At 35.7% G+C, this 26,397-nt stretch carries 15 protein-coding genes and 2 pseudogenes; 12 read left to right on the top strand and 5 right to left on the bottom strand.

Features of this window, described 5'->3' with window-relative positions:
- The first annotated feature begins 7 nt into the window (after positions 1-7).
- The 11 genes and pseudogenes from ABWU40_RS03025 (at position 8) to ABWU40_RS02975 (ending at position 8,347) form a co-directional block, all read left to right on the top strand.
- A complete protein-coding gene (locus ABWU40_RS03025) occupies positions 8-559 on the top strand; it encodes a hypothetical protein (RefSeq protein ID WP_264685697.1) in 552 nt (183 codons plus the stop codon).
- A complete protein-coding gene (locus ABWU40_RS03020; protein ID WP_353279399.1) occupies positions 552-1,739 on the top strand; it encodes a phage tail sheath subtilisin-like domain-containing protein in 1,188 nt (395 codons plus the stop codon). Before ABWU40_RS03025 ends, ABWU40_RS03020 begins: the two co-directional genes overlap by 8 nt.
- A gap of 11 nt (positions 1,740-1,750) precedes the next feature.
- Entirely contained in the window at positions 1,751-2,257 is a 507-nt protein-coding gene (locus tag ABWU40_RS03015; RefSeq protein ID WP_264706158.1) for a phage major tail tube protein, read from the top strand.
- Between the two features lie 34 nt (positions 2,258-2,291).
- On the top strand, positions 2,292-2,546 hold the full coding sequence (locus ABWU40_RS03010; protein WP_141456746.1) for a phage tail assembly protein: 255 nt from the start codon (positions 2,292-2,294) through the stop codon (positions 2,544-2,546).
- A gap of 115 nt (positions 2,547-2,661) precedes the next feature.
- The gene (locus ABWU40_RS03005) at positions 2,662-4,935 is read left to right on the top strand and encodes a phage tail tape measure protein (RefSeq protein WP_264685701.1); all 2,274 of its coding nucleotides are present in this window, start codon (positions 2,662-2,664) and stop codon (positions 4,933-4,935) included.
- Positions 4,935-5,291 carry a phage tail protein gene (locus ABWU40_RS03000; RefSeq protein ID WP_236514916.1) on the top strand — a complete coding sequence of 119 codons (357 nt, stop codon included), beginning with the start codon at positions 4,935-4,937 and terminating at the stop codon, positions 5,289-5,291. The genes ABWU40_RS03005 and ABWU40_RS03000 overlap by 1 nt, the downstream gene beginning before the upstream one ends.
- The gene (locus ABWU40_RS02995) at positions 5,288-5,497 is read left to right on the top strand and encodes a tail protein X (protein WP_264685702.1); all 210 of its coding nucleotides are present in this window, start codon (positions 5,288-5,290) and stop codon (positions 5,495-5,497) included. Before ABWU40_RS03000 ends, ABWU40_RS02995 begins: the two co-directional genes overlap by 4 nt.
- Positions 5,498-6,433 carry a contractile injection system protein, VgrG/Pvc8 family gene (locus ABWU40_RS02990; RefSeq protein ID WP_264685703.1) on the top strand — a complete coding sequence of 312 codons (936 nt, stop codon included), beginning with the start codon at positions 5,498-5,500 and terminating at the stop codon, positions 6,431-6,433.
- Positions 6,434-6,489: 56 nt separating this feature from the next.
- Positions 6,490-7,115, top strand: a pseudogene (locus ABWU40_RS06310) (ankyrin repeat domain-containing protein).
- A 54-nt stretch (positions 7,116-7,169) separates the two neighbouring features.
- A complete protein-coding gene (locus tag ABWU40_RS02980; protein ID WP_007302999.1) occupies positions 7,170-7,397 on the top strand; it encodes a hypothetical protein in 228 nt (75 codons plus the stop codon).
- 20 nt (positions 7,398-7,417) lie between these two features.
- Positions 7,418-8,347 carry a patatin-like phospholipase family protein gene (locus tag ABWU40_RS02975; RefSeq protein WP_264685704.1) on the top strand — a complete coding sequence of 310 codons (930 nt, stop codon included), beginning with the start codon at positions 7,418-7,420 and terminating at the stop codon, positions 8,345-8,347.
- Between the two features lie 54 nt (positions 8,348-8,401).
- Here the strand turns inward: ABWU40_RS02975 and ABWU40_RS02970 are convergent, their stop codons facing one another.
- Positions 8,402-9,388: a helix-turn-helix domain-containing protein gene (locus ABWU40_RS02970; RefSeq protein WP_264685705.1), complete on the bottom strand. Its 987-nt coding sequence runs from the start codon at positions 9,386-9,388 to the stop codon at positions 8,402-8,404.
- Between the two features lie 5 nt (positions 9,389-9,393).
- A pseudogene (locus tag ABWU40_RS02965) lies at positions 9,394-9,933 on the bottom strand (helix-turn-helix domain-containing protein); the annotation flags it as partial.
- Positions 9,934-9,962: 29 nt separating this feature from the next.
- Here ABWU40_RS02965 and ABWU40_RS02960 point away from each other — a divergent pair.
- Entirely contained in the window at positions 9,963-10,502 is a 540-nt protein-coding gene (locus ABWU40_RS02960; RefSeq protein ID WP_353279428.1) for a transposase, read from the top strand.
- A gap of 29 nt (positions 10,503-10,531) precedes the next feature.
- On the opposite strand, the gene ABWU40_RS02955 is transcribed toward ABWU40_RS02960, so the two are convergent.
- From ABWU40_RS02955 to ABWU40_RS02945, 3 genes are all read right to left on the bottom strand, one after another.
- Positions 10,532-10,990, bottom strand: a complete 459-nt coding sequence (locus ABWU40_RS02955) for a reverse transcriptase domain-containing protein (protein ID WP_353279391.1) — start codon at positions 10,988-10,990, stop codon at positions 10,532-10,534.
- Positions 10,991-11,404: 414 nt separating this feature from the next.
- Positions 11,405-11,548: a hypothetical protein gene (locus tag ABWU40_RS02950; protein WP_353279389.1), complete on the bottom strand. Its 144-nt coding sequence runs from the start codon at positions 11,546-11,548 to the stop codon at positions 11,405-11,407.
- Between the two features lie 210 nt (positions 11,549-11,758).
- Positions 11,759-26,233, bottom strand: a complete 14,475-nt coding sequence (locus ABWU40_RS02945) for an SET domain-containing protein-lysine N-methyltransferase (RefSeq protein ID WP_353279387.1) — start codon at positions 26,231-26,233, stop codon at positions 11,759-11,761.
- Positions 26,234-26,397: the final 164 nt, after the last annotated feature.

Below are 26,397 nucleotides of genomic sequence, written 5' to 3'. Positions count from 1 at the left end.
GGAATTTGTGACTATTTATATACGTTTTGAAAACCACAAGCAGATTGAAACAACAACACTTGAAAACAAGCCAACTGGAAATGATTGGTATGAAGCACCAAAGAATTTTGACTGGCAAAAAAGTTATTGTTTAACAGAAGGAGAGAAAATTGTTGAAAGGAATAAGGAAGATATTGAGCTGGAATTATTGGAAAATGCGAAACTTTCTGCACTTCGTTTTTATTTTAATAACTATACTAACGAATACGCTGGAAATTCTCACCAAAAAGCTAAATCGTATCAAATACAAGAAAAAGCCGCAAAAAGCATTCTAGCAGCACCAGAGTCTATAAGTAAAAAGGATACAGAAATTATAGAACCATTAGCAAAAGTCCGTGGTATTACAGTTATTGAAATGGCAAGAATAATTGAAGAAAAAGCAAAAAAAGCAGTAAAAGAAATAATTAAATGTGAAGAGTTGGAAGACATTACCAAGAAGAAAATTGCAGAAGCCAAAAGTAAAAATGAGCTAGAGAACTTACTAAACGATTTTAAACAAAAGATACAAAGAAATGGCTGAAGAATTTTTACACGGAGTAAATGTTATTGAGGTAACCTCAGGAGCAAAGACAGTACGTACAGCTAAATCATCAGTGATAGGTGTAATTGGTACTGCACCTGAAGCTGATGAGCAAAAGTTTCCGCTAAATAAACCAGTGTTAATTGCAGGAAGCTTAAAAGAAGCAGCAAGACTTGGAAAGAGTGGCAGTTTACCTTCTGCAACAAACGGAATATTTTCCCAGATTGGTGCAACAGTAGTAGTTATTCGAGTTAAAGAAAGTGAAAACAGCGATTTAAAGCTCAAAGAAAGTGAAACTATCCAAAATATAATTGGCGGTGTTGATAAAGAGACTGGAGAGTATCAAGGGATAGAGGCATTCCTCAGTAGTGAAAGCATAGTTCATATTGCTCCAAGAATATTAATTGCACCTCAGTTTACTCATCAGTTACCTGAAATAGATGGAGTAAATCCAGTAGTGAGTGCTTTAATTTCCATAGCAGAAAAATTAAGAGCAATTATTGTTGCAGATGGACCAAATACTAATGATGAAGAAGCAATAAAATGGAGAAAAAGTGTGCGCAGCTCAAGAGTTTACGTAGTTGACCCTTGGGTTAAGGTATTTATTGAAGGAAAAGAAGGAACCTTGCCAGCAAGCCCATTTGTAGCTGGTTTAATAGCTAAAATAGACAGCGAACAAGGCTTCTGGCATTCACCTTCAAATAAAGAGATAAATGGTATTGTTGGCACAAGCAGGCCTATTGATTTTAGCTTAGGTTATGCAAATTGCAGAGCAAACCACTTAAATGAAAATGAAGTAACAACGATAATTCATCAAAACGGCTATAGGCTTTGGGGAAATAGAACATGTTCAAATGACTCAAAATGGGCTTTTCTGTCAGTGAGAAGGACTGCAGATTTAATCAATGATAGTCTACTTCGAGCTCATCTCTGGGCAGTTGATCGCAATATCACAAAAACTTATATAGATGATGTGATTGAGGGGGTGAATTCTTACCTTGCAAGTTTAAAAGCGCAAGGAGCAATTATCAGTGGAAAATGTTATGCAACTCCCGAACTCAATACACCGGCAAATATTGCAAGCGGAAAAGTGTCTTTTGATTTTGAGTTTACACCGCCATATCCAGCTGAGCAAATAATATTCAGATCCCATCTTGTAAATAATAGTGTAATAAGTTAGGAGAAAGCGAAGTGTTACCCAAAATACTGAGAAATTTTAACGTATTTGTAGATGGTCGTGGTTATGCAGGAAAAATAGATGAAATAACCTTGCCGAAGCTTACCATAAAAACCGAAGAGTACAGAGCTGGTGGTATGGATATTCCAATAAATATTGATATGGGCATGGAAAAGCTTGAAGCAGATTTCACTTTTTCTGAATACGATACAGAACTCTTTAGGCTATTTGGTCTAATAAATGGGAATTCAGTTTCTTTGACACTCAGAGGTGGAATGCAAGGGAGTGGTAGTAATGATATTGAAGCAGTAATAATCAATTTAAGAGGCATTTTTAAAGAGTTTGATTTTGGTAACTGGAAACCTGCTGAAAAAGCAACGCTGAAGTGTACTGTAGCTGCTCATTACTATAAACTTACTATAGGTGGTAATGAGTTAATAGAAATCGATGCTGAAAATATGATTAGAAAGATAAATGGTGTGGATCAGATGGCTTTGCTACAAACGGTTTTAGGCATATGAAAAGATTTCGAAATTTTATTTTAAGGAGGCAATAATGCACACTATAACACTAAACAACCCAATTACAGTTGATGGAATTTCTGTCTCAGAGTTATCGATGCGTGAACCTAAAGTAAGAGATTTACTTGCTATAGAACGCATAGAAGGCGAAGCTTTGAAAGAGGTAGCTTTAATTGCTAATCTAGCATCTGTGCCAAAAGAAGTAGTTGAAGATTTATGTATTAAAGATTATGTAGAAATACAAAAGGTACTAAAAGATTTTTTGTCGCCGCTGGAACAGAGAACTTAAAGTATAATGTATTACTACTCAGTTCTATTTCAGGAAGTGGAATTGAGCAGATTACTAATATGGATGTAAATGAATTTTTATCCTGGATAGAAATAAGTAAAGGAGTGGCAAAAAAATGTCAATGCTTTCAATAAAGATCGGTGCAACATTAGATGGCAGTTTTAATAGTGCAATGACAGGTAGTGCAGCAAAGCTTTCTAAGTTGGGTGATAGTATAAAGCAGCTTGATTCGTCAATGAAATCAGTCTCCAAATTTAAGCAATTAAATCATGATGCTCTTGAAGCCATGAAGAATTGGAAGGAAGCGGAGAAGAAAGCAAAAGAATCAGCTACAGCAATCGCTAAAGAGAAGAAGGAAAAAAAAGAACCAAGCAAAGCACTGAGAAATGAATTCGAAAAATTGAAAGCATCGGCATCAAAGGCAAAAGAGGCTTATATTAAAAAGAGAGATGCACTTCACACATTAAATGAAGAAATAAGGAAAAGTGGAAAGGATATTAAATCTTTAGTGAGGGATCAAACTAAACTTGGTTCATCTGTTGAAGTACTCAAAGGGAAATACAGTAAATTAGGATCTGTAATACAAAAACAGCAAAATGCTTTGGCAAAAAAAGCGCATTATAGGTCACAAGTAATGGAGACTATAGGACTAGGTCTTTCACTTGCAGCTCCAATTAAAGTTGCGATTGACTTTGAAAGTGCCATGGCTGATATTAAAAAGGTCGTAGACTTTACTTCTGGTACAAACGAAGCTGAAGAATTTGCTCAAAAATTGAAGAAATTATCCCGTGAAATACCATTAGCAGCTGCAGAGTTAGCACAAATAGCTGCAAGTGGTGGACAGCTTGGTATCAACAAAGGTAAGCTACTTGAATTTACCACAACAGTAGCTAAAATGGCCACAGCATTTGATATGTCTGCCGAACAAGCTGGTGATTCCATAGCTAAACTCGCTAACATTTATGGAATTGCAGTAGAGAAGATGGAAGGAGTTGGTGATGTTATAAATTACCTATCAGATAATACTGCAGCTAAGGCAAACGATATGATTGAAGCACTTGCTAGAGTGGGTGGTAATGCAAAACAATTTGGTTTAGATATTAATCAGACAAGTAGTTTAGTAAATGCCTTCATTAGTTTAGGTAAACAACCTGAAAAAGCAGCAACTGCTGTCAATGCTCTGCTTTCTAAACTTCAAACTGCTGAAGGGCAAGGAAAAGAGTTCAAAGCAGCATTGGAATCGATAGGTATCACTGCAGAGGAAATGTCACAAAAGGTTGCTGAAAACGGGCAAAACGCTCTACTTCATTTTTTTGAAACTTTAGAAAAAGTAGATAGACAGGAACGTTCACAAATCCTTCTCAATCTCTTTGGTCAAGAATATCAAGATGATATTGCATTGATAGTTGGGAGTTTGGAAGAATATAAAAAAGCAATAGATTTTGTGGCTGATAAAGAAAAGTATAACAAATCTATGCAAAAGGAATTTAATAACCGTGCAAGCACTACAGCAAATAACTTGCAGCTACTTAAAAATACAATAGCAGAGCTAGGAATGAACTTAGGGTCAGTTATGCTACCTCCTTTAAATTGGATAAGTAAGATTTTGAGGTCTATATCTACAGGTATAGCTTGGTTCGCAGAGAAGTGTCCAATTTTGACTACAGGAGTTATGAGCATAATTTCAGCTCTTATTATTGGCAAGATTGCAGTGGTAGGTTTTGGTTATGCATTTGCATTGGCTGGAGGTGGACTATTAACTTTTAATGCTATTTTGCAGGGAACACTTTTGCCAGTATTAACTTCGTTATCAGCACGAGTAATTCCAGCAGTAATCATGGGACTGAAAGCTTTAACGCTAACCAATCCTATAGGAGCTGCTATTGCTGGACTATCAGTTGGTGCAGCACTTGTAATCGCTAATTGGCAAAAGGTAAAGGACTTTTTCTCAAGTATCTGGAAATCAATTACAAAACCTATAGAAAATTGGATTGGTATAGGAAAATTGTTTAATGATAATCCAATAAAAGCATTAGAGAAAACAGTAGAAGCAAAAATAGGCAGTGCAACTAGTGAAAATAGAAATGTTTTTAGTAAAGGAAATCCTTTATTAAATAATAATGCTTTTAGTGGAATTTCGAATAGTAGAACGAATATTGAAAGTGCTAGCGTGATTACAGAAAAAGGTTCTGTAGCAGATAATTCAGAGAAAGTTTTAAAAGACTGTGAAAAGTGTGAACAAAAAATTTTCAATCAAACTTTTACATTTAATATAAGTATTAAAGCAGAACCTAACCAAGATGTACGTAGTCTTGCTGATACAGTAATAAAAAGAATAAGAGAAAAATCGCGAGATGTTTTATTTGATTCAATAGAACCTATTTACTAATGTTTTCACTTGGTCCATATAAAATTTCTCCAACAGGGTTAAGGTGCAGTAAAGAGAATCGTTGGAATACCATAGAGTGTATTCACAAAGCTCCATTGTTGCAAAATATTGGCCAGGGAGTAGAAAATATAGATTTAGAAGGAGTCATTTATCTTAATAACTCTAATGGCTTAAACCAACTAAAAAATTTAAAGGAATCAATAGAAAATCAAGTATCCTATCCTTTAGTGGATAATACGGGTAATGTTTTAGGGCAGTTTGTAATTACACGATTAGAAGAAAAGCAAACGTCGTATTTTCCCTGTGGATTAGCAAAAAAGGTTGAATTTAGCTTAAGTTTAAGGCGTTATGTATGACAGTACATTATATAGCACAAGAAAATGAAATGTTGGATTATATATGCTTTAAACACTATGGACATAGCTCTGGAGCAGTAGAAATAGTATTGGAAGAAAATCCTGGACTTGCAGATTATGGAAGTTTTTTGCCTGCAGGATTAAAAATCAAGTTACCTACAATACAAGAGCAGTTGAAAAAATCGAAGTTAAAAGTGTGGGAATAAATGAAACCTGAATTTAGCATCGAAGGAATAAAAGATCATGTAATATCGGTGTATCTTACTGATGAATCTGGTACTATAGATGATATCGCAGAGGTATGTGTTGATTATGGCAATGAAAATGTAGAAGTTCCAAATGAATTGAACATAGCACTAGGTTATAAGGAAACGGGAATCTTTCCAATGGGTGTATATACAGTCAATGAAGTTACGATACAAGGCCCACCTAAGACCCTACTAATAAAAGCTCATGCAACAAATTTAAGAATATCTTTAAAGGCAAAAGTATCAAAAGAATGGCACCAAATTACCATAGAAAACTTAGTGAAAGAAATAGCTCAAAAACATGGATATGGACATAAAGTTGCTGAGGAATTTAAGGATATATTGATACCCCACATCAACCAAATAGATGAAAGTGATATCAGCTTGTTAACTAAAATAGCGACAGAACGCGAAGCAATGGCCAAATTAGCTGGTGGGTATATATTGTTTATTTCAAAGAATATGGCAAAATCAGCCACAGGAAAAGCTTTAGGAACAACGACTATTAGACCTCAAGACACAATTAATTGGAAAGTGCATTTTACCATACGTGATAAGTATAATTCAGTAGTAGCAAAATGGCACAGCTATGAAAAGGGCGAAACTATTAAAGAAACAGTTGGTAGTAGCGAGCCAAGTTATATTATGCTGGAACTTTACTCTAATGCAGAGTCAGCGCTGAGTGCAGCAAATGCCAAGTTGAAACAATTGAAGCGTAACAATGAAACTTTAGATATAACTATGCCTGGTAATCCAGAGTTATTTGCAGAAGCTAAACTTAATCTTCTAGGTTTTAATCAAGCGTTAGATGGTGAATGGATAATTAATAGAGCGGAGCATACTTTAAATAGCTCGGGTTACCTTACTATGTTGTCAGCATCTTTGAGTAAGTAATGTTAAGAAAAAAATGAGTAATGATCTATTTAATATTAAGAAACTGTGTACAAAATATGAAAAAAATAAAGTATAATGAAAGAGATAAACTACATTTCGTATGGTTCATACTATTAATAGTATGCGTTGTTATTACTTATTGCTATCAAAAATCTAAAGCTACAGATAATTATAACAAAACATTACAAGTGGCTACTAGTATAGCCTTTCTTATAATAGTCCGAATGCGATAAGATATGTGTTTATGGCTATAGCAGGCCAGTAGCATATTACGGTCTGTTCGGATTATTGAAAAAAGAGCTATAATTGCAACTTAGGAATAATAAAACTTTTAGTAAAGGATATGGCTCCAAACTTGAGTGGAACAACGTTACATTGTGCAGCAAGAAAAGGATGTTTAGACATTATCAGATTTTTAATAGAAGAGGAAAAAGTAAATATAAACGCACTTGATAGAAATGCATCTAAAAGAATAGCTTTACATCACGCTGCAGGTGAAGGACACCTAGAAGTTATTAAGTTTTTATTGGAGAAAGGCGCAAATCCTAATATTAGAGATATAGATGGAAAAAACCCAAGAGATGTAGCTGTGCTAAGATCACGGCACAATAAAGATAAACCATACGATGAAATTATACACTTGCTCTATAATGCTGAAAAAGAACATGAATCTGAGCAGTAATATTTCGTAACCGGAAACAAGAAGTAGTTGAAAGATTACACAGTTAGGAGAAACATGCAAAATCAAAAAATCCCAATTACAGTAATTATCACGTTATTAATACAAACAGTAGCATTTATATGGTGGTTATCCAAGCTAGACTCAAGGGTACAATTTCACGATAAACTTATTGAATATGGTTTAATGGAAAAAGTGTTAGTACTTGAGGAAAGGGTAAAAAATCTTTCTGAGGAATTGGATGAGTTTAAATTACACGTTCTAAGCGGAAAAATTAAATCTTAATACCTTTACCCAAATTCACAATGATTAAATATATTTTATCCGTTGATGGAGGTGGCATTAGAGGGATAATACCTGCCATTATTCTAGCAGAAATAGAAAAAAGAACAAGAAAGAGGGTAGCTGAAATCTTTGATCTTATAGCAGGTACTTCAACCGGTGGAATTGTTGTAGCAGGATTGTGTAAAAAAGATGAACAGGGAAATCCTCAATACTCTGCCAATGATTTTGTTGAACTTTACCAAGAGTACGGAGCATATATTTTCAAGTCATCATTCTGGAGAAGATCAATCGCTTCTTGGCTAAATGGCGCTCAATACTCATATAAAAACATAGAATTCATTCTCGACAAATACTTTGGAGAAATTACTGTTGCTGATGTTTCAAGTAATCTACTACTTACCAGTTACGACATTCAGAATAATTGCCCATTTTTCTTCAAAAGCTGGAAAGAAGGTAATATTAAGCTGAAAGATGCACTCAGAGCTGCAACGGCTGCACCTACTTACTTTACACCTAAATATCTTAAAGTCAACCACAAGGAAATGGTATTAGTGGATGGAGGGGTGTTTGCCAATAATCCAGCGGCTTGTGCATATGCAAGTGGCAAGAGGTTATTTCCAAATGATGATATTCTACTGTTATCAATAGGTACTGGAAGAACAGACAGAAGCATAGAGTATGCCAATTCAAAGAGATTGGGAAAAATAGGCTGGATCAAGCCACTACTGAATGTGATGTTTGCTTCAAGTTTAGATGCAGTAAACTATCAACTTAATCAAGTTATAGCTGATAAATATATACGTATACAATCGCAATTAAAAATAGCATCACCTGACATGGATAATATTACGTCAAAAAATATCAAATCTCTTCAGCAAGAGGCAAAGGCAATGGTAGAGGACAATCAGAAAGTGATAGAAAAATTCTGTATAGAAGTATTAAATATATAACTATCTTTACTTATATCTTAATATAATATTTCTCAGTACCGTCTTTAACACAATTCAATTTTCACACTCATCAGCAGTTAGGCCACTTGCTCGCACAATAATATCAATAGCAATACCTGCCTTAACTAGATCTTTTGCAATCTTTATTTTCTCTGCTTTTTTAACTTTTTCCTTGCCGCTTTTCATATCTTCAGATAGAGATTTGACTAACGCATCTAATGATTCTTGATTCTCATCTTCTCTGTACTCATCCATTAAACTCAATAACTTTTTGCTATCCTCATTTTCACATTTTGTTATTTTAGGCAACAGAGCTTTTATCAAACTCAATATCTTTTTACTTTCTCTCGTTTCAGGTAGCAAAACTTTAATATTTACTGATAATGCATCCGCTATTTCATATAATTTATCAAATGTTATAGCAGTATACCCTCTTTCATATTCGTGTATTTCCTTGAGTGTTACACCAACTTTATTCGCCAAATCTTTTTGAGTGTATCTTCTTATTAATCTCCATTCTCTTATTCTTTGTCCTACTCTGTAATATATAGAGTCAGTGCAGATTTCTCTCTCTGTATTATCATACTCGTAAATAGATAAGCCGGTTGCTTGGGAAATTATGTCAACTGAAACTCCTTCTTTAACTAGATTTTTTGCTACCTCTAATCTTGCCTCCTCTTGATTGATTTTCTCACTAATATGCACAAACCTGACTAATGAAGGTACTATTTTGCCTAACTTTTGATTCTCGTACATTTTTGCTAGATAGAGTATTTCTTCGTCTTCATCTTCATGCTCTCTTACTACTACTGATTCAGGTAGTAGATCTTTAACATCAGCTGATAATACTCTTGCAATCGTATATAATACTTTAACTGGAATAGCGCTATAGCCATTTTCATAATTGTTTACTTCTTGATATGCTAATCTGATTTTACTTGCCAACTCCGCTTGAGTACATCTTTGCATTAATCTACAATCTTCTATTTTTTGCCCTATTTTGTAGCTTATAGAACTAACATCACTTACAGAAACAAACATATATCTCAATAAAAAAAACAATCTTTTTGATCAGCAGATAAACCAACTATTTGCAAAATAATATCAATAGGAATTCCCCCTTTTACTAAATCCTTTGCAACTTTGATCCTTTCTACTTCTTTCACCTTCTCCTCACAAATCCGTATCCCTTCAAACAAAGATTTTATTAATGCATTACGTAGTTCTTGGCTCTCAATCCCTTTGTATTCTTTAATCAAATCAGGTAGCTCATTTTCCACTCTACTACCCTCATCTTCCTCTATGAGTAGATCTGCAATATTAATCGATAATACTTCTGCCATTTCATATACTTTATCAAGTGGAACAGCTGTCCTTCCTTGTTCATAGTTGCTTATTTCGTCACGTGTTGTATTCATTTTCTCTCCTAAATCTTTTTGAGTATACTCTCTCACTAGCCTCCACTCTTTTATCTTCTTTCCTATTTGGTAGTGGATAGAGCCAACTTTTTCTTCAACAAATTCATCAGCAGACAGACCTATTGTTTTTGCAACAATATCAACACAAACTCCTGCTTTAACCAAACCTTAATAACGGTGGGCATAGTAAGCTTAATATTCGAAAAAAATACAGTGGTTATGGTCAAGTAAGAAAATTACATGTTGTTTTAAACATAAATGATAAGAAAGCAATAAGCATGAACTACACTAGTGGTGTTGCTGTAGACTATTTGCCGGTCTGCGATATGTTAGAAGAAGTCAGTGATAAATATAACATTTGTTCTATTCGAGCAGATGCGGCTTATGATATAAAAAGTGTGTATAAAGAATGCAGAAAATACAATATTGTGCCTATTATTCGCCCTAGGAAGGATACTAAAATTTGTTTAGCTGACTACTTATCAGAAAGAAACAAGCATATTAGTAGAATTAGGTCATATGAGAACTATGAAGATGGTATTAATGAATGGAAGAAAAAAGTTAAGTATGGAGCACGGTCTTATATTGAAGTCTTTTTCCATAGGTTGAAGCAAATATTTGGGTTTGGCTTAAAAAATAAATCAGAGGTAAATCGTGAAAAAGAGCTGTTAATTAAGTGCTACTTATTGAACAAATTTACTGATATAGGTATGGCTAAATTTAAATTAGCTGCGTAAATTCACTGTAATTTACATGCCTATCAGTGCTATGCAACAACGCCATTCAGATGGTCGAAGAACCCTGATATGTCAAGGTCTATCACCCAATCGTACCTCCAGCATCTCTTACGCGCTGTGTCTACCGCATCTAATGCTGATTTATTAGGTCTATAACCATATGAATCTTCATGGAATTTTGGCTCCACTAACGGTTCGAGATACATTGTTGCTGCTGTTTGCGCTATCCTATCTGATACTGAAGGAACACATAAAATTCTTTGTCCTCCCCCCGTATCTTTCGGTATTGCTACAGCTTTTACAGGCTCTGAAAAATAACTTCCGGATGACATCCGATTCCATAGTTTGTATAGATTATCTTTTAGATTTTCCTCAAACTTTGTTATCGAAACCTCATCTACACCTGCAGCACCTCTATTTTTCGATACTTGTTTATAAGCTCTCCAAATAAGTTGCTTTGGTATATCAAAAGACTTTGTTTTATTCATTAACTCCTCCCTTTCGGTTGATAGATAACTAAAACTAAATAACCCAGCTCCTTCGCTCCATTTCCATTACAGAAACTTCCTCACTACTACGAGCTGATCCGCCCCTGTTTTCCGCATCAGTACTCTCATCCTCAGAGATCAGCTCCTTGGACTTCTCCCTTATCATCGAAACGACAGGTTCCCGTAGTTCTACACAATAGCCTAAAATAGATTCATGCCACCTTTATGCCGGACGCCACCTGCCCAGTAAACAAGCTCCCGGTAGATTTATCCCAGTTGAGTTATAAGCCCCTGGTTTTGACGTCATCAGTTATAGGTTTCGACACTTTATCAATGGTTCACTTACGTTCATCTCTCTATTTCAAACATGACACATAACTGCGCCTTTCCCATAACGCCCACTACCTTGGCTCTTTACCAAAGCAGCTTATGGCTGTTTGAAGCCTGTTCTTGTAAACCTACTCTGAGGGACCTACCCTCATCTGTTGTGCAGCTTTCGCACTTAGTTTGCTCTTCTCTGAACCTACCTTGTGTACTACACCCTCCTATATTAAGCATATTATTCAAGTCTATAGAGCAACTTACTGCTTTATGATTAACTTAATACGCAAATTATAAAAAGATCTTGTATATCTTGCAACTATTTCTAATAAAAGAATAGCTTTCTCAGGACTTTTATTCTTTAACTATTACTTAACATACAAATTGCACAAAGATCTTTTGTTAGTGCTGTAATGCGCAAGCTACTCCACATTATTTTCGGTATTCTTAGATCCCAACATCATTCTCTCTTATTCTTATCTGTTCAAGTGATAAACCATTTAGAGCTCTTGTTGTAGGAAAAGAATGTGTCAATAAAGGCTGTAACCTTCTCAATCTTTGTTCACAAGGAGAATACTCACGTAGTTGTGCTTCTCCCCCCCGAGGCAGCCCCTCTACTGCTGCATCAGGACCGGCTACCTCCTGAGATGGCTCCTCTCTTCCTGCATTAGTAACGTCTCTCCCCAGAGGTGGCTCCTCTACTGCTGCATCAGGACCGGCTACCTCCTGAGATGGCTCCTCTCTTCCTGCATTAGTAACGTCTCTCCCCAGAGGTGGCTCCTCTACTGCTGCATCAGGACCGGCTACCTCCTGAGATGGCTCCTCTCTTCCTGCATTAGTAACGTCCCTCCCCAGAGGTGGCTCCTCTACTGCTGCATCAGGACCGGCTACCTCCTGAGATGGCTCCTCTATAACAATAGAAGCGCTGTCTTTCACAGGAGATCTTACCAGCTTCTTCTTCAAAAGCTCTAAATTTGCTTCATAAGAAGCATTGACAGATTTAAATATAGTTTCCCTATCATCACAAGTGATAATATTAGCAAAATGACAAAAAACTTTTGTGCTATCTAATTCTTCACGTTTATAAATTAGACCATGCAAGTAAGTAGTAGTTTTTATGATTTCACTGAAAAAATACATTTTTTCTTCTGCTTTCACATTATCCAGTAGAGACAATAGAATGTTTAAACCACCACCATGCACAGCCAAAAGTGTAGCACATGAGATAGCATCCCTCATCTTCTCTCTATCAAAATCTTGACCTACTTTGTCTAATATCAACTTTACACAATCATTCTTCTTAGAATAGATAGCACGTCTAATAGATAGATATGAGAAAGCACTAAGAACCTCTTCTACATCACGATTGGGCTCTAAAGCTAAATCAAACATTTCTTCAAGTACGGGTGTATGAGATGGCTCCTCTCTTCCTGCATTAGTAACGTCTCTCCCCAGAGGTGGCTCCTCTACTGCTGCATCAGGACCGGCTACCTCCTGAGATGGCTCCTCTATAACAATAGAAGCGCTGTCTTTCACAGGAGATCCTACCAGCTTCTTCTTCAAAAGCTCTAAATTTGCTTCATAAGAAGCATTGACAGATTTAAATATAGTCTCCCTATCATCACAAGTGATAATATTAGCAAAATGACAAAAAACTTTTGTGCTATCTAATTCTTCATATTCATAAATTAGACCATGCAAGTAAGTAGTAGTTTTTATGATTTCACTGAAAAAATACATTTTTTCTTCTGCTTTCACATTATCCAGTAGAGACAATAGAATGTTTAAACCACCACCACGCACAGCCAAAAGTGTAGCATATAAGATAGCATCCTTCATCTTCTCTCTATCAAGATCTTGACCTACTTTGTCTAATATAAACTTTACACAATCATTCTCCTCAGAATAGATAGCACATCTAATAGAATGATATGAGAAAGCACTAAGGATCTCTTTTACATCACAATGGAGCTCTAAAGCTAAATCAAACACTTCTGCAAGTACGGGTGTAAGAGCCAATCTTAATACATCCCATAAAATGCAACTTAATAACTTTTTTTTATTATCAGCAATTATCCTAGAGTTATTCGATCTTATAGCATCCATTGTTTTTCTTACAAATGATATATCGAAACCCACATAACCTGCATTTCTTTGAGATACTAAAGATTTAAAAATTTTACCTCCACATTTGCTTGACACTCTATAGTATTTATTAACATCTTCCTCCACATTAACTAGATGAACTAATAACTCTGCTCCTCCTTCCTGACTAAGACGGGCTCTCTTCTGAGGCCGCCCCCCTCCTGCTGCATCAGGACCGGCTACCTCCTGAGATGACTCCTCTCTTCCTGCATTAGTAACGTCTCTCCCCAGAGGTGGCTCCTCTACTGCTGCATCAGGACCGGCTACCTCCTGAGATGGCTCCTCTATAACAATAGAAGCGCTGTCTTTCACAGGAGATCCTACCAGCTTCTTCTTCAAAAGCTCTAAATTTGCTTCATAAGAAGCATTGACAGATTTAAATATAGTCTCCCTATCATCACAAGTGATAATATTAGCAAAATGACAAAAAACTTTTGTGCTATCTAATTCTTCATATTCATAAATTAGACCATGCAAGTAAGTAGTAGTTTTTATGATTTCACTGAAAAAATACATTTTTTCTTCTGCTTTCACATTATCCAGTAGAGACAATAGAATGTTTAAACCACCACCACGCACAGCCAAAAGTGTAGCATATAAGATAGCATCCTTCATCTTCTCTCTATCAAGATCTTGACCTACTTTGTCTAATATAAACTTTACACAATCATTCTCCTCAGAATAGATAGCACATCTAATAGAATGATATGAGAAAGCACTAAGGATCTCTTTTACATCACAATGGAGCTCTAAAGCTAAATCAAACACTTCTGCAAGTACGGGTGTAAGAGCCAATCTTAATACATCCCATAAAATGCAACTTAATAACTTTTTTTTATTATCAGCAATTATCCTAGAGTTATTCGATCTTATAGCATCCATTGTTTTTCTTACAAATGATATATCGAAACCCACATAACCTGCATTTCTTTGAGATACTAAAGATTTAAAAATTTTACCTCCACATTTGCTTGACACTCTATAGTATTTATTAACATCTTCCTCCACATTAACTAGATGAACTAATAACTCTGCTCCTCCTTCCTGACTAAGACGGGCTCTCTTCTGAGGCCGCCCCCCTCCTACTGCATCAGGACCGGCTACCTCCTGAGATGACTCCTCTCTTCCTGCATTAGTAACGTCTCTCCCCAGAGGTGGCTCCTCTACTGCTGCATCAGGACCGGCTACCTCCTGAGATGACTCCTCTATAACAATAGAAGCGCTGTCTTTCACAGGAGATCCTACCAGCTTCTTCTTCAAAAGCTCTAAATTTGCTTCATAAGAAGCATTGACAGATTTAAATATAGTCTCCCTATCATCACAAGTGATAATATTAGCAAAATGACAAAAAACTTTTGTGCTATCTAATTCTTCATATTCATAAATTAGACCATGCAAGTAAGTAGTAGTTTTTATGATTTCACTGAAAAAATACATTTTTTCTTCTGCTTTCACATTATCCAGTAGAGACAATAGAATGTTTAAACCACCACCACGCACAGCCAAAAGTGTAGCATATAAGATAGCATCCTTCATCTTCTCTCTATCAAGATCTTGACCTACTTTGTCTAATATAAACTTTACACAATCATTCTCCTCAGAATAGATAGCACATCTAATAGAATGATATGAGAAAGCACTAAGGATCTCTTTTACATCACAATGGAGCTCTAAAGCTAAATCAAACACTTCTGCAAGTACGGGTGTAAGAGCCAATCTTAATACATCCCATAAAATGCAACTTAATAACTTTTTTTTATTATCAGCAATTATCCTAGAGTTATTCGATCTTATAGCATCCATTGTTTTTCTTACAAATGATATATCGAAACCCACATAACCTGCATTTCTTTGAGATACTAAAGATTTAAAAATTTTACCTCCACATTTGCTTGACACTCTATAGTATTTATTAACATCTTCCTCCACATTAACTAGATGAACTAATAACTCTGCTCCTCCTTCCTGACTAAGACGGGCTCTCTTCTGAGGCCGCCCCCCTCCTGCTGCATCAGGACCGGCTCTCTTCTGAGGCCGCCCCCCTCCTGCTGCATCAGGACGGGCTCTCTTCTGAGGCCGCCCCCCTCCTGCTGCATCAGGACGGGCTCTCTTCTGAGGCCGCCCCCCTCCTACTGCATCAGGACCGGCTACCTCCTGAGATGACTCCTCTCTTCCTGCATTAGTAACGTCTCTCCCCAGAGGTGGCTCCTCTACTGCTGCATCAGGACCGGCTACCTCCTGAGATGACTCCTCTCTTCCTGCATTAGTAACGTCTCTCCCCAGAGGTGGCTCCTCTACTGCTGCATCAGGACCGGCTACCTCCTGAGATGGCTCCTCTATAACAATAGAAGCGCTGTCTTTCACAGGAGATCCTACCAGCTTCTTCTTCAAAAGCTCTAAATTTGCTTCATAAGAAGCATTGACAGATTTAAATATAGTCTCCCTATCATCACAAGTGATAATATTAGCAAAATGACAAAAAACTTTTGTGCTATCTAATTCTTCATATTCATAAATTAGACCATGCAAGTAAGTAGTAGTTTTTATGATTTCACTGAAAAAATACATTTTTTCTTCTGCTTTCACATTATCCAGTAGAGACAATAGAATGTTTAAACCACCACCACGCACAGCCAAAAGTGTAGCATATAAGATAGCATCCTTCATCTTCTCTCTATCAAGATCTTGACCTACTTTGTCTAATATAAACTTTACACAATCATTCTCCTCAGAATAGATAGCACATCTAATAGAATGATATGAGAAAGCACTAAGGATCTCTTTTACATCACAATGGAGCTCTAAAGCTAAATCAAACACTTCTGCAAGTACGGGTGTAAGAGCCAATCTTAATACATCCCATAAAATGCAACTTAATAACTTTTTTTTATTATCAGCAATTATCCTAGAGTTATTCGATCTTATAGCATCCATTGTTTTTCTTACAAATGATATATCGAAACCCACATAACCTGCATTTCTTTGAGATACTAAAGATTTAAAAATTTTACCTCCACATTTGCTTGACACTCTATAGTATTTATTAACATCTTCCTCCACATTAACTAGATGAACTAATAACTCTGCTCCTCCTTCCTGACTAAGACGGGCTCTCTTCTGAGGCCGCCCCCCTCCTACTGCATCAGGACCGGCTACCTCCTGAGATGACTCCTCTCTTCCTGCATTAGTAACGTCTCTCCCCAGAGGTGGCTCCTCTACTGCTGCATCAGGACCGGCTACCTCCTGAGATGACTCCTCTCTTCCTGCATTAGTAACGTCTCTCCCCAGAAGTGGCTCCTCTAATGTTAAAAAACTAAGTATCTTCCGCTTTATAGGTTCACTAAGACTTGTAAGCTTGTTGAAGTTACTCAACCTCATATTTCTGTTATTAGATAGTAAGCCTATAAGTATCTCATTATAATCAACATCTCTTTCTTCATAACCTTCTAAACATTCTTTTATCATTTTTTCTGAAACTTTTTTTAGCAAAAGGTTTACTATTTTAATATATTCCGAACCACCCAAGCTAAATACAACATTGAACATTCCTCTTTCACTTATAAACTTTCTCGCAACTTCTCTCTTCGATTGTTGAGAAAGTTTTTTGTAAAATTCTTGATACAATAAATACTCACCCTCTCTCATCAGGTGATCAAATAGGCTGTTACAGAGGGAATCGGTAGAACATAGCACCTCAGATAAGAACACCTTTGCCTGCTTTTTATTGTCATACACCTCACCTATTGTATTTATCTTATTAATCAAGCGAACAAGAATCCTCTTTTTTGTTTCTGAATCAGTTTTTCTATTGATGACTGTAAAAGTCAATGCATTATACCCACCATGTAATGAACGATAAGTAACATCAATGTCATCTCTTTCCAATAACACTTTTATGATATCTTCCTGTCCAAAATAACATGCAAGCATTAAAGGAACTATCTGTTGTTGTTTGCTATATTTATCAAAATTCCATTTCCCATTTTTCAAAGTTACCGCATAGATTGGAATATTCGATACTTCTGACAATACTGTTGTACTGTCTGACTCATAATCTACCTGTGAAAGACCCTTATCGTATATTTGTTTGAATAATTTAGTCACCACAAAATACTTTTGCCCGCGATATCCTAAAACTCTAGCGATCTCTCTCTCTAAAGAGAAAACATAATCATAATAAAAATCTTTCGCGCTATTATAACGTTGTGAAGGTGACTTGTAATTATCAGTGTAATGCAGGTAGATAGGAATAGAATCTAATCTACGAGAACGATCTTGCTTATAATTAAAAAGTAGTTGATGACCAGGCAAAATTTCTCTACTTGTACTCAAGATGAGACAGGCATGTCCTCGAAGCTTATTTAAAGTCCCAATGACATTACTGGTACCTATCGATGCATGATTTAAGTAACTTGCCCAGTTTCTTTCTTTCTCTGAATTTGGAGATATTTGTGAATAACGTTCCAGAACACACTCGTTCATTTCCCTATTACCCGTTCCCAAGAAAGCTTTAGGAGATATGCTTTTTTTAGTATTCAAAAACAACCCATAAGCCATTTCTTCTTCTAAGCAGGCAACTTTTGCAAGTATAATATCAGAATCATTTTTCTCTACATTAAAGTCATAATTTAAGCCAAGTGCACGCCAACTATACTGAATTTGATCTTCAACACCTGCCTTGTACTTAATTTCGCCTTGTTCCTTAATTTGTTTTAACGTATATTTTTCTGATTGGTCCTCATCAATAAGTATACTACGACTAGTGATTAGGAATTTTTCTTTCGTGCACTGCGAATGAATTTCCACCCTTGTATTCGGGGAGAATCCCGCGGTTAGATCTTCTCTTAGTTCATCTGTAAGATGGTCACGGTACAAATCTGAACATAGTAACTTTTTTAATTTATCTGACAACTTATTAACTAAGGAAGGAGCTTTTTCCCCTAAATCATCATTTTGATGTTCATTAATAAATTGTAGATTGTATAATACACTACCAATAGCCCTTTGGAAGAATTTTGCTTCTACTTTGTTTTTCATCAGTTCAGATAATTTATTTAATGTGGACAACATATTAATAGAAGATTCCATATTCTTCTGAACACTATTTAAATTAGAAACTGTTTCTAGCATACCTTGAGCAAGCTCCCTACTAATAATAGTATCTCTTCTCTTGCTTTGATAAATGAGACAAACAAGTGTAGAGAAAGAATTAACAAGAGGATAAACATGTAAGTGATTTTTATCGGAATAGCTACTATCTAATCGATAACTAACAAACTTCTTTGTTAAAGAATGAATTAACTCACATGATAGATCTTCATCTATCACTAAACCTGCACGAGCTAATCTAGATAAGCTAAAGACCATATTCATAATATATCTTATATTATGTTGTACAGGAGCGAGGGTAATAGCACAAGCTGCAAGATCAGAAACACAATTATTGCAAACATTACTATCAAAATTAGTATTAGAAGAACTAGTTGACGTTTGGTTACTTTCATATAATCTTGCTATCGCATTATAGATAGGAGCAATATCCTGAAACTTAAACTGCGCGGAGATTTTTTTTACATTTTTTATAAACTTACCAGCAAGGGATTGAACATTCTTACCCTTTAGCACCTCTGATGGCCATATTGATAAGCATGCACAGATTTGAGCAATATTTCCAGGAATATCAAACACTGAATTGTTTCTGAGCACCTTAAGATTAAAGATAAAAGCTATATAAACATCGTTCACTTCTTCTTCCTCAGAATCAAACCAAAAACCACATAACCGATTAAAACGCTCTTTAGCTTCCACTCCTGCTCCATATAAGACACGAGATATTCCAGCAAGGTTCATTTTTTCATTTAATATACGTTGTAGGTTTGGTTTTTTACCTCCTTCCTCATAAAATAAAGCATCATGAAAATCTTTAAATGCCTTTTCAGCCTTTGCTCCTGATCCACTTAAAATACTGGACAAACTGGCAAAATCTATACCGCTAGATATTATACGATTTAGCTCATCTGTTTGCTCTCCATCCGGCTTAAACAAAACACCGTGCAATTTCCTGAATGCATCTGGAGAAACTTCTCCTTCTCTACCTAAAATGTTGAATATAGCCTCAAGACTTAACTTCTTAGCCACAATATCGCCTAGCTCTCGTCTTGGATTTCTTTTATCATCAAACAAAGCATTATGGAACTTCTTGAATGATTCTGGAGCCCTTGTTTCTGCTTTACTTAACATATTGGATAGATCAGATATCATTATTCCTTTATTTAACATATCGCACAGATCTTGCACCTCATCTCCACTACTATCAAAAAGAGCATAACGCAAGTTCTTAAAACAACTTTTAGCATTCAATCCTGCTCCATATAAGATATTGGATATATCATCCATATCCATTTGTTTGTCTAACATACATTCTAAATCCGTTTCTAGGTCCACTTCATTATCATAAAAATCATCATAAAAATTCTTGAATGCCTCTGGAGCCTTTGCTCCAGAACAGGCTAAAATATTGAAAAAATGAGTTACATTTAACTCTCCATCAAATACATAATTTTGATTTCCATTCGAATCAAACAAAACATCATAAAAATTCTTGAATGTTTCTGCAGACTTTGCTCCTGATCCACTTAAAACACTGGACAAACGGGCAAAACTTATACCGCTGTCTATTATACGCATTAGCTGATCTGTTTCCCCTCCATCCGGCTTAAACAAAACACCATGCAATTCCTTGAATGCATCCGCAGCCTTTGCTCCTGATTTACTTAAAATACTGGACAAACTGGTAAAACTTATACTGCTACCTAGTATATGACTTAGCTCATTTGTTGGCTCTCCATCCGACTTAAACAAAACACCATGCAAATTCTCGAATGCATCCGCAGCCTTTGCTCCTGATTGATTTAAAATATTAGACACACTGGCAAAATCTATACCTATATCTATTATATGACTTAGCTCATCTGTTTCCCGTCCATCCGACTTAAACAAAACACCATACAAATTCTTGAATGCATCTGGAGCCTTTGCTCCTGATCCACTTAAGATACCAGATATGCTAGCAAAATTAACCCTGCTTCGTAATATATAATCTAGCTTGCATTGTTGATTGTGGTCCAAATCAAACAAAACATCACACAAATTCTTGAATGCATCTGGAGCCTTTGCTCCTGATCCACCTAAAATACTGGACACATTGGCAAAATTTATACCCTTGTTTAATATACGATCTACCTCTGATCTTCCTTTTTCCGAGCCATCAAGGAAAATCTTATACAAATTCTTGAATGCATCTGGAGCCTTTGCTCCTGACCTACTTATAATATTGGAAAGGCTGGCAAAACCTATACCTTTGTTTAATATAAGCTCTAACTCTGGTTTTTCTTTTCCCGAGCCATCAAACAAAACATCATACAAATTCTTGAATGCATCTGGAGCCTCTGCTCCTGATCCACTTAAAACATTGGACATGCTAAAAAAAGTTACCCTGCTATTTAATATACAATCTAGCCTGCTTTTTTGATTTCCGCTCGAATCAAGCATAACATCACATAACTTATTGAATGCATCCGCAGCCTTTGCTCTCGCCCCTTGTAAAATACAAGACATGCTAGAAAAAGTCATCCCTCTACTTAATATATTCGCTAGCTTATCTGTTTCTCTTCCGTCGGAAGTAAACAAAGCATTATACAAGCTATTGAATGCTCTTGGAGCCTCTACTCCTGCCCTTCTTAAAATAGTAGATATGCTAGAAAAATCAACCCTGCTTCGTGATATATAATCCAGCTTGCATCGTTGATTGTGGTCCAAATCAAACAAAGCATTATACAAGCTATTGAATGCTTTTGCAGCCCCTACTCCTGCCCTGCTTAAAATATCAGAAATGCTAGAAAAACTTACTTTTCTTTTTACTATATAATCTATCTTGCATCGTTGACTTCTATCCAAAGAAAACAGAGCATCATACAACCTACTAAATCCTTCTGGAGAATCTTTTGCTGACCTACTTAGAATATTCGAAATGCTCGCAAAATCTATACCTTTACCTAACATAAGACTTAGCTTATCTATTCCTTTTCCTTCCGAACCAAAGAAAGTAAAGTAGAGCTGATCGAATGTTTCCTTAACCATCTCTCCCGTCCTATATAGCATATTGGAAATGCTGGCAAAATCTACACCGCTACCTAGCATACGACTTAGCTCATCTGTTGGCTCTCCATCCGACTTAAACAAAACACCATGCAATCTCTTGAATGCACACGTAGCATTTTTTCCTGATCCACTTAAAATACTGGACACACTAGAAAAATCTATACCGCTATCTAGTATATGACTTAGCTCATTTGTTGGCTCTCCATCCGACTTAAACAAAACACCATGCAATCTCTTGAATGCATCCGCAGCATTTGTTCCTAATCCACTTAAAATACTGGACACACTAGAAAAACCTATACCGCTACCTAGTATATGACTTAGCTCATTTGTTTTCTCTCCATCCAGCTTAAACAAAACATTATACAAACTCTGGAATGCATCTGTAGCCTTTGCTCCTGATCCACTTAAAATACTGGACACACTAGAAAGATCTATACCGCTATCTAGTATATGACTTAGCTCATTTGTTGGCTCTCCATTTGACTTAAACAAAACACCATGCAATCTCTTGAATGCATCCGCAGCCTTTGCTCCTGATTTACTTAAAATACTGGATATACTAGAAAAACCTATACCGCTACCTAGTATATGACTTAGCTCATTTGTTGGCTCTCCATTTGACTTAAACAAAACACCATGCAAATTCTTGAATGCATCCGCAGCATTTTTTCCTGATCCACTTAAAATACCGGATACACTAGAAAAATCTATACTGCTACCTAGTATATGACTTAGCTCATTTGTTGGCTCTCCATCCGACTTAAACAAAACAACATACAAACTCTGGAATGCATTTGTAGTCTTTGCTCCTGATCCATTTAAAATACTGGACACATTGGCAAAATCTATACCCTTATTTAATATATTCTTTATTTCTTTGGCTTGATTACGAAATAAACTATTATGTAACCTCTCTAATTCATCTCCAGCCAATTTTTTTGCTCCAGTTAGGAGGTTAAACACCTCAGATAAGCTTAGACCGCTATCTTTAATACTCGATTGAATATGTGTGATATTTCCTTCATCATCAAATAAAGCATAATACAAATTATTGAATGCACCGAGAACACCTGCTCCCGATCCACTCAAAACGTTGGCTATGCTAAAAAAGCTCACCCTGCAACCTAAGAGACGAACTAGCTTATCTGTTTTTGTTCCATTCGGATTAAACAAAACACCATACAAATCCCTGAATGCATCTGGAGCCTTTGATCCTGATCCACTCAAAATGCTGGATATACTAGAAAAGTATATCCCGCCATTTATCATATGGTTTAGCTTATCTGTTTTTGTTCCATTCGGATTAAACAAAACACCATACAAATCCCTGAATGCATCTGGAGCCTTTGATCCCACTCCATGCAAAATGTTGGCTATACTAGACAAACATACATCACTACTTACTATATGCTTTGTCCCCGCTTCAAACAAAACTCTATGGAATTTTATGAATATTTCTGGAGCATTTGCTCCTGATCCACTTAGGATGCTGAGTACAAAATCCAAAGACAATCCAGATTCGATCATATACTTTAGTTCTGATGATGGCTCTCCTTTATTATCAAACAAAGCATCATATAAACTATTGAATGCACCCGGAGCCTTTTTCCCCGCTCCAATCATTAAGCTGGATACTCTCGAGGCACCATTACATCTTTCCAATATACGGGATATCTTGCTTTTTTGATTTGCTATAGAAGTCAAAGCCTCATGAAAATCCTTAAATACAGTTGAAATCTCTGCTGATGCCACAGATATAACGTTGAATATGCCACATAGAGTAAAACCGTATCCTAAGTAATCATCGAACTCTTTTGTTTTTTCTTCATTTTCACAAAACAATACTTCATAAAATGAGTTGACTGTTCTGAAAGCGTTTAATTTTGATTTATTTACCATGGATATGACATGAGAGTCAGTCAATCCATAATCTGACATGAGATTTAACTTTTTTGATTTACCTCCCAAACTATCAAAAAATACACTATAAAATCCCACAAACACTTTTGGAGCATTTATTCCTGATTTATTCAAAACAGAAGAGATATTCTTCCAACTAAATCCATAATCTAATATTTTCTGCAACTTTGTTTTTTTTTCCCCTTTCTCATCAAACCAAACATCATGCAAATCATTGAATGCTTCTAGAAGCTTTACTCCTGACCCACTTAAAATGCAAGATATATTTTCCATAGTGCAATTAGCATCTAACATATGTTTCAGTTTCGGTTTTGGTTCTCCTTCACTATAAAAAAGCTCACATATCAAATTCCCCAATAATTTCACAGAGTTGACCCCTCTCAGACCCAGAATAGTGACCAAGTTTTTCATACTCATAATACTTTTTTGCAGACATTCTAGTGTCGGTTTACGCCTTCCTTCGGGAGAAAAAAATACATTATAAAACTCCCAAAATACTTCTTTAGCCTTTCCTCTTGTTCCTCTCATAATATTTTTTACATCACAGATATCCAATCCAGTAGAGAGGATAAGTTGTAGTTCTAGGGTTGGTTGTCCTCTTTCATTGCACACAATATCATGAAATTCATTGAATAACTTCCTCACCCTTATTCCTGACTTAGCCATAATGGAAAATACATGATCGATAGTGAACTTAACATTTAATACATGTTCTAGCTTATCTGTTTTTTTTCCTTTCAAATCAAAGAAAGTATTATATGATTCCTCAAATGCTTTTTGAGAATTATGTCCCGATCGATTAATAATACCTAGTATACCTTTCATATATTTATTCTTAATTAAGAAATTAGACATAACTTTCCCTTCTTCTGTTCTTAAAAAGCGCAAAAGAGCATCATCGTCATCGCCATGAACTTTAATGATAAGAGAATTTTTCAATTGGTAATAACCTATTGGCTTATTACCATCTCGCTTTGATTCCTCAGCTACCGTAGACGCAGAGTTTAAAGTTTCTTTAAAACCTTCAGCAAAATCCTTTAAACTTTTAGCAAAACCCTCTCTTAAAGATACTGGATCTTTTTTAAAGTTTTTCAAGCTCTCCTTTACCTTAACGTGATCATAATTTCCACCATCTATCACATTCAAAATCGCTTTCGCATTTTCTAAAGCAAATACTCCACAATTGTGACCATCATGCTGCTGTTTGCAAGATACACTGTAAATATTATTCTTCGAGTATCCTTTTCTTTCTAAAAATTCATCTAAGGACATCCGTTTAACAGAAGAGGCTTTATTCCCCCCATTACTACCGGTATTACATTTACCAATAGCACTTACAGAACACTTTTCGATACCTTCTCCAAAAGAATCTGCATAGAAAAAAATATCTCCCTTCCTATTATCATGGATAGCAACCAATGTTACCCAGTGGATAGAATTTTGATTGAGTATGTATATTAATCTTTTATCTCTATTCTTCTTGAACTTCTCTAATTGCGCTGGTAAACGTTGACAACCTTCAATCCCCCAAATTATATTATTACTTTCAGTCCATTTATAGACATGCTTTCCAACATCCGAGATAACGGAACTTTGAAGAAAAAATTCACAATTATTGCCTGTCAAGTTCTCTTGAAAATCTTTATTTAGAAGATGTACACCTGAAGCAGGTCTCGCCTTTTTTTGATTCTTTGTAACAGAACACCCTTTTAACATCGATGACTGCTTTTGTGTTTCATTTCCAGAACTACTCATATCAGTAGAAGACCCTTGTTCTCCACAGCTTGGACCTGGTAAATCACCTCTCGTTTGTCCTGGAATAAATCTAGAAAAATGTTCTCCTGAATGGAATATTGTTTCTTGCTCTTTACTACCCCATAATCTATCTATCCTTACATAATCAGGATTTATCATTCTTGAGTCTGGTTCATAAAACAGTACATTTCCATTAACATGGAGGATAATTTTAGTATTAGATAGGGCAGCTAAGATAGGAATTTCTTCAGTGAAAATAAAATAACTTTGACTTCTTATTCCTTTTAGATAGACTTGATATAACAATTCACTTTTAATAAATAAATCTTTTATAACTTCAGCATTGTATCTATCACCATATTCGCTAGTATCAAGACCAGGAATGTACCGTGATATACAAAGGCAAATATTTTCTGTAATAGAAGCAAGTAGTTTGTCCTTGTTTTTTTCTTTGCGCAAGTCTGAGATAGTAAGAGAAGCTTTCTTGTTTCCTGGAGATCTGGTATTATGCATATCAGTTATTGCTGCATATATTACCTCTGCAAACTCGTCATCTTCAAGAAAATTTGCTACAATTGCTTTTTTTAATTCGTTAACATCATTACAAGCTTTAACAATTTTATCGTTTGTTTTTTCAGCTAAATCCTTTATTCCGGAAAACTCACTAGTTAACTTTTCTGGTTCGCGTAAAAAGGTTTCCAGAACTACTTGCAGCTGCTCATTTAAATGAACCGGCATGCTTTCATCATTTAAAGATGTAAATTGATTTAAAAATTTATGCCATTCCGTTCTCATATCTTGCGCTCTTTCAGCTTGATACCCACCAGGTGTATAGCCACCAAACACTGCATGGAAAAAACAGTTACCATCACCCACTGTTGTACAAACTCCTGTAGTTTGTTCACAAAGAGGTAAATCAGACATATTCCTACTTAACATAACTTTACTTATAAATATAGATATAAAAATTTCATTGGATGTTGGAAGTGAATCACAATATTTCTATTGATCCAGGCAAATCATCCATTCAAATAACCTCCTCGGTCGTGCTGCAATCCAGGATGAAGTTGTGGTATGGTTCTGGTGTTTTATCTTTACGTAGG

It is taken from the genome of Wolbachia endosymbiont (group A) of Cydia amplana (assembly GCF_964028495.1).
Lineage (GTDB): Bacteria > Pseudomonadota > Alphaproteobacteria > Rickettsiales > Anaplasmataceae > Wolbachia > Wolbachia pipientis.
The sequence above is the reverse complement of the archived record's forward strand: the minus strand, read 5'-3'. Positions and strand labels throughout refer to the sequence as shown.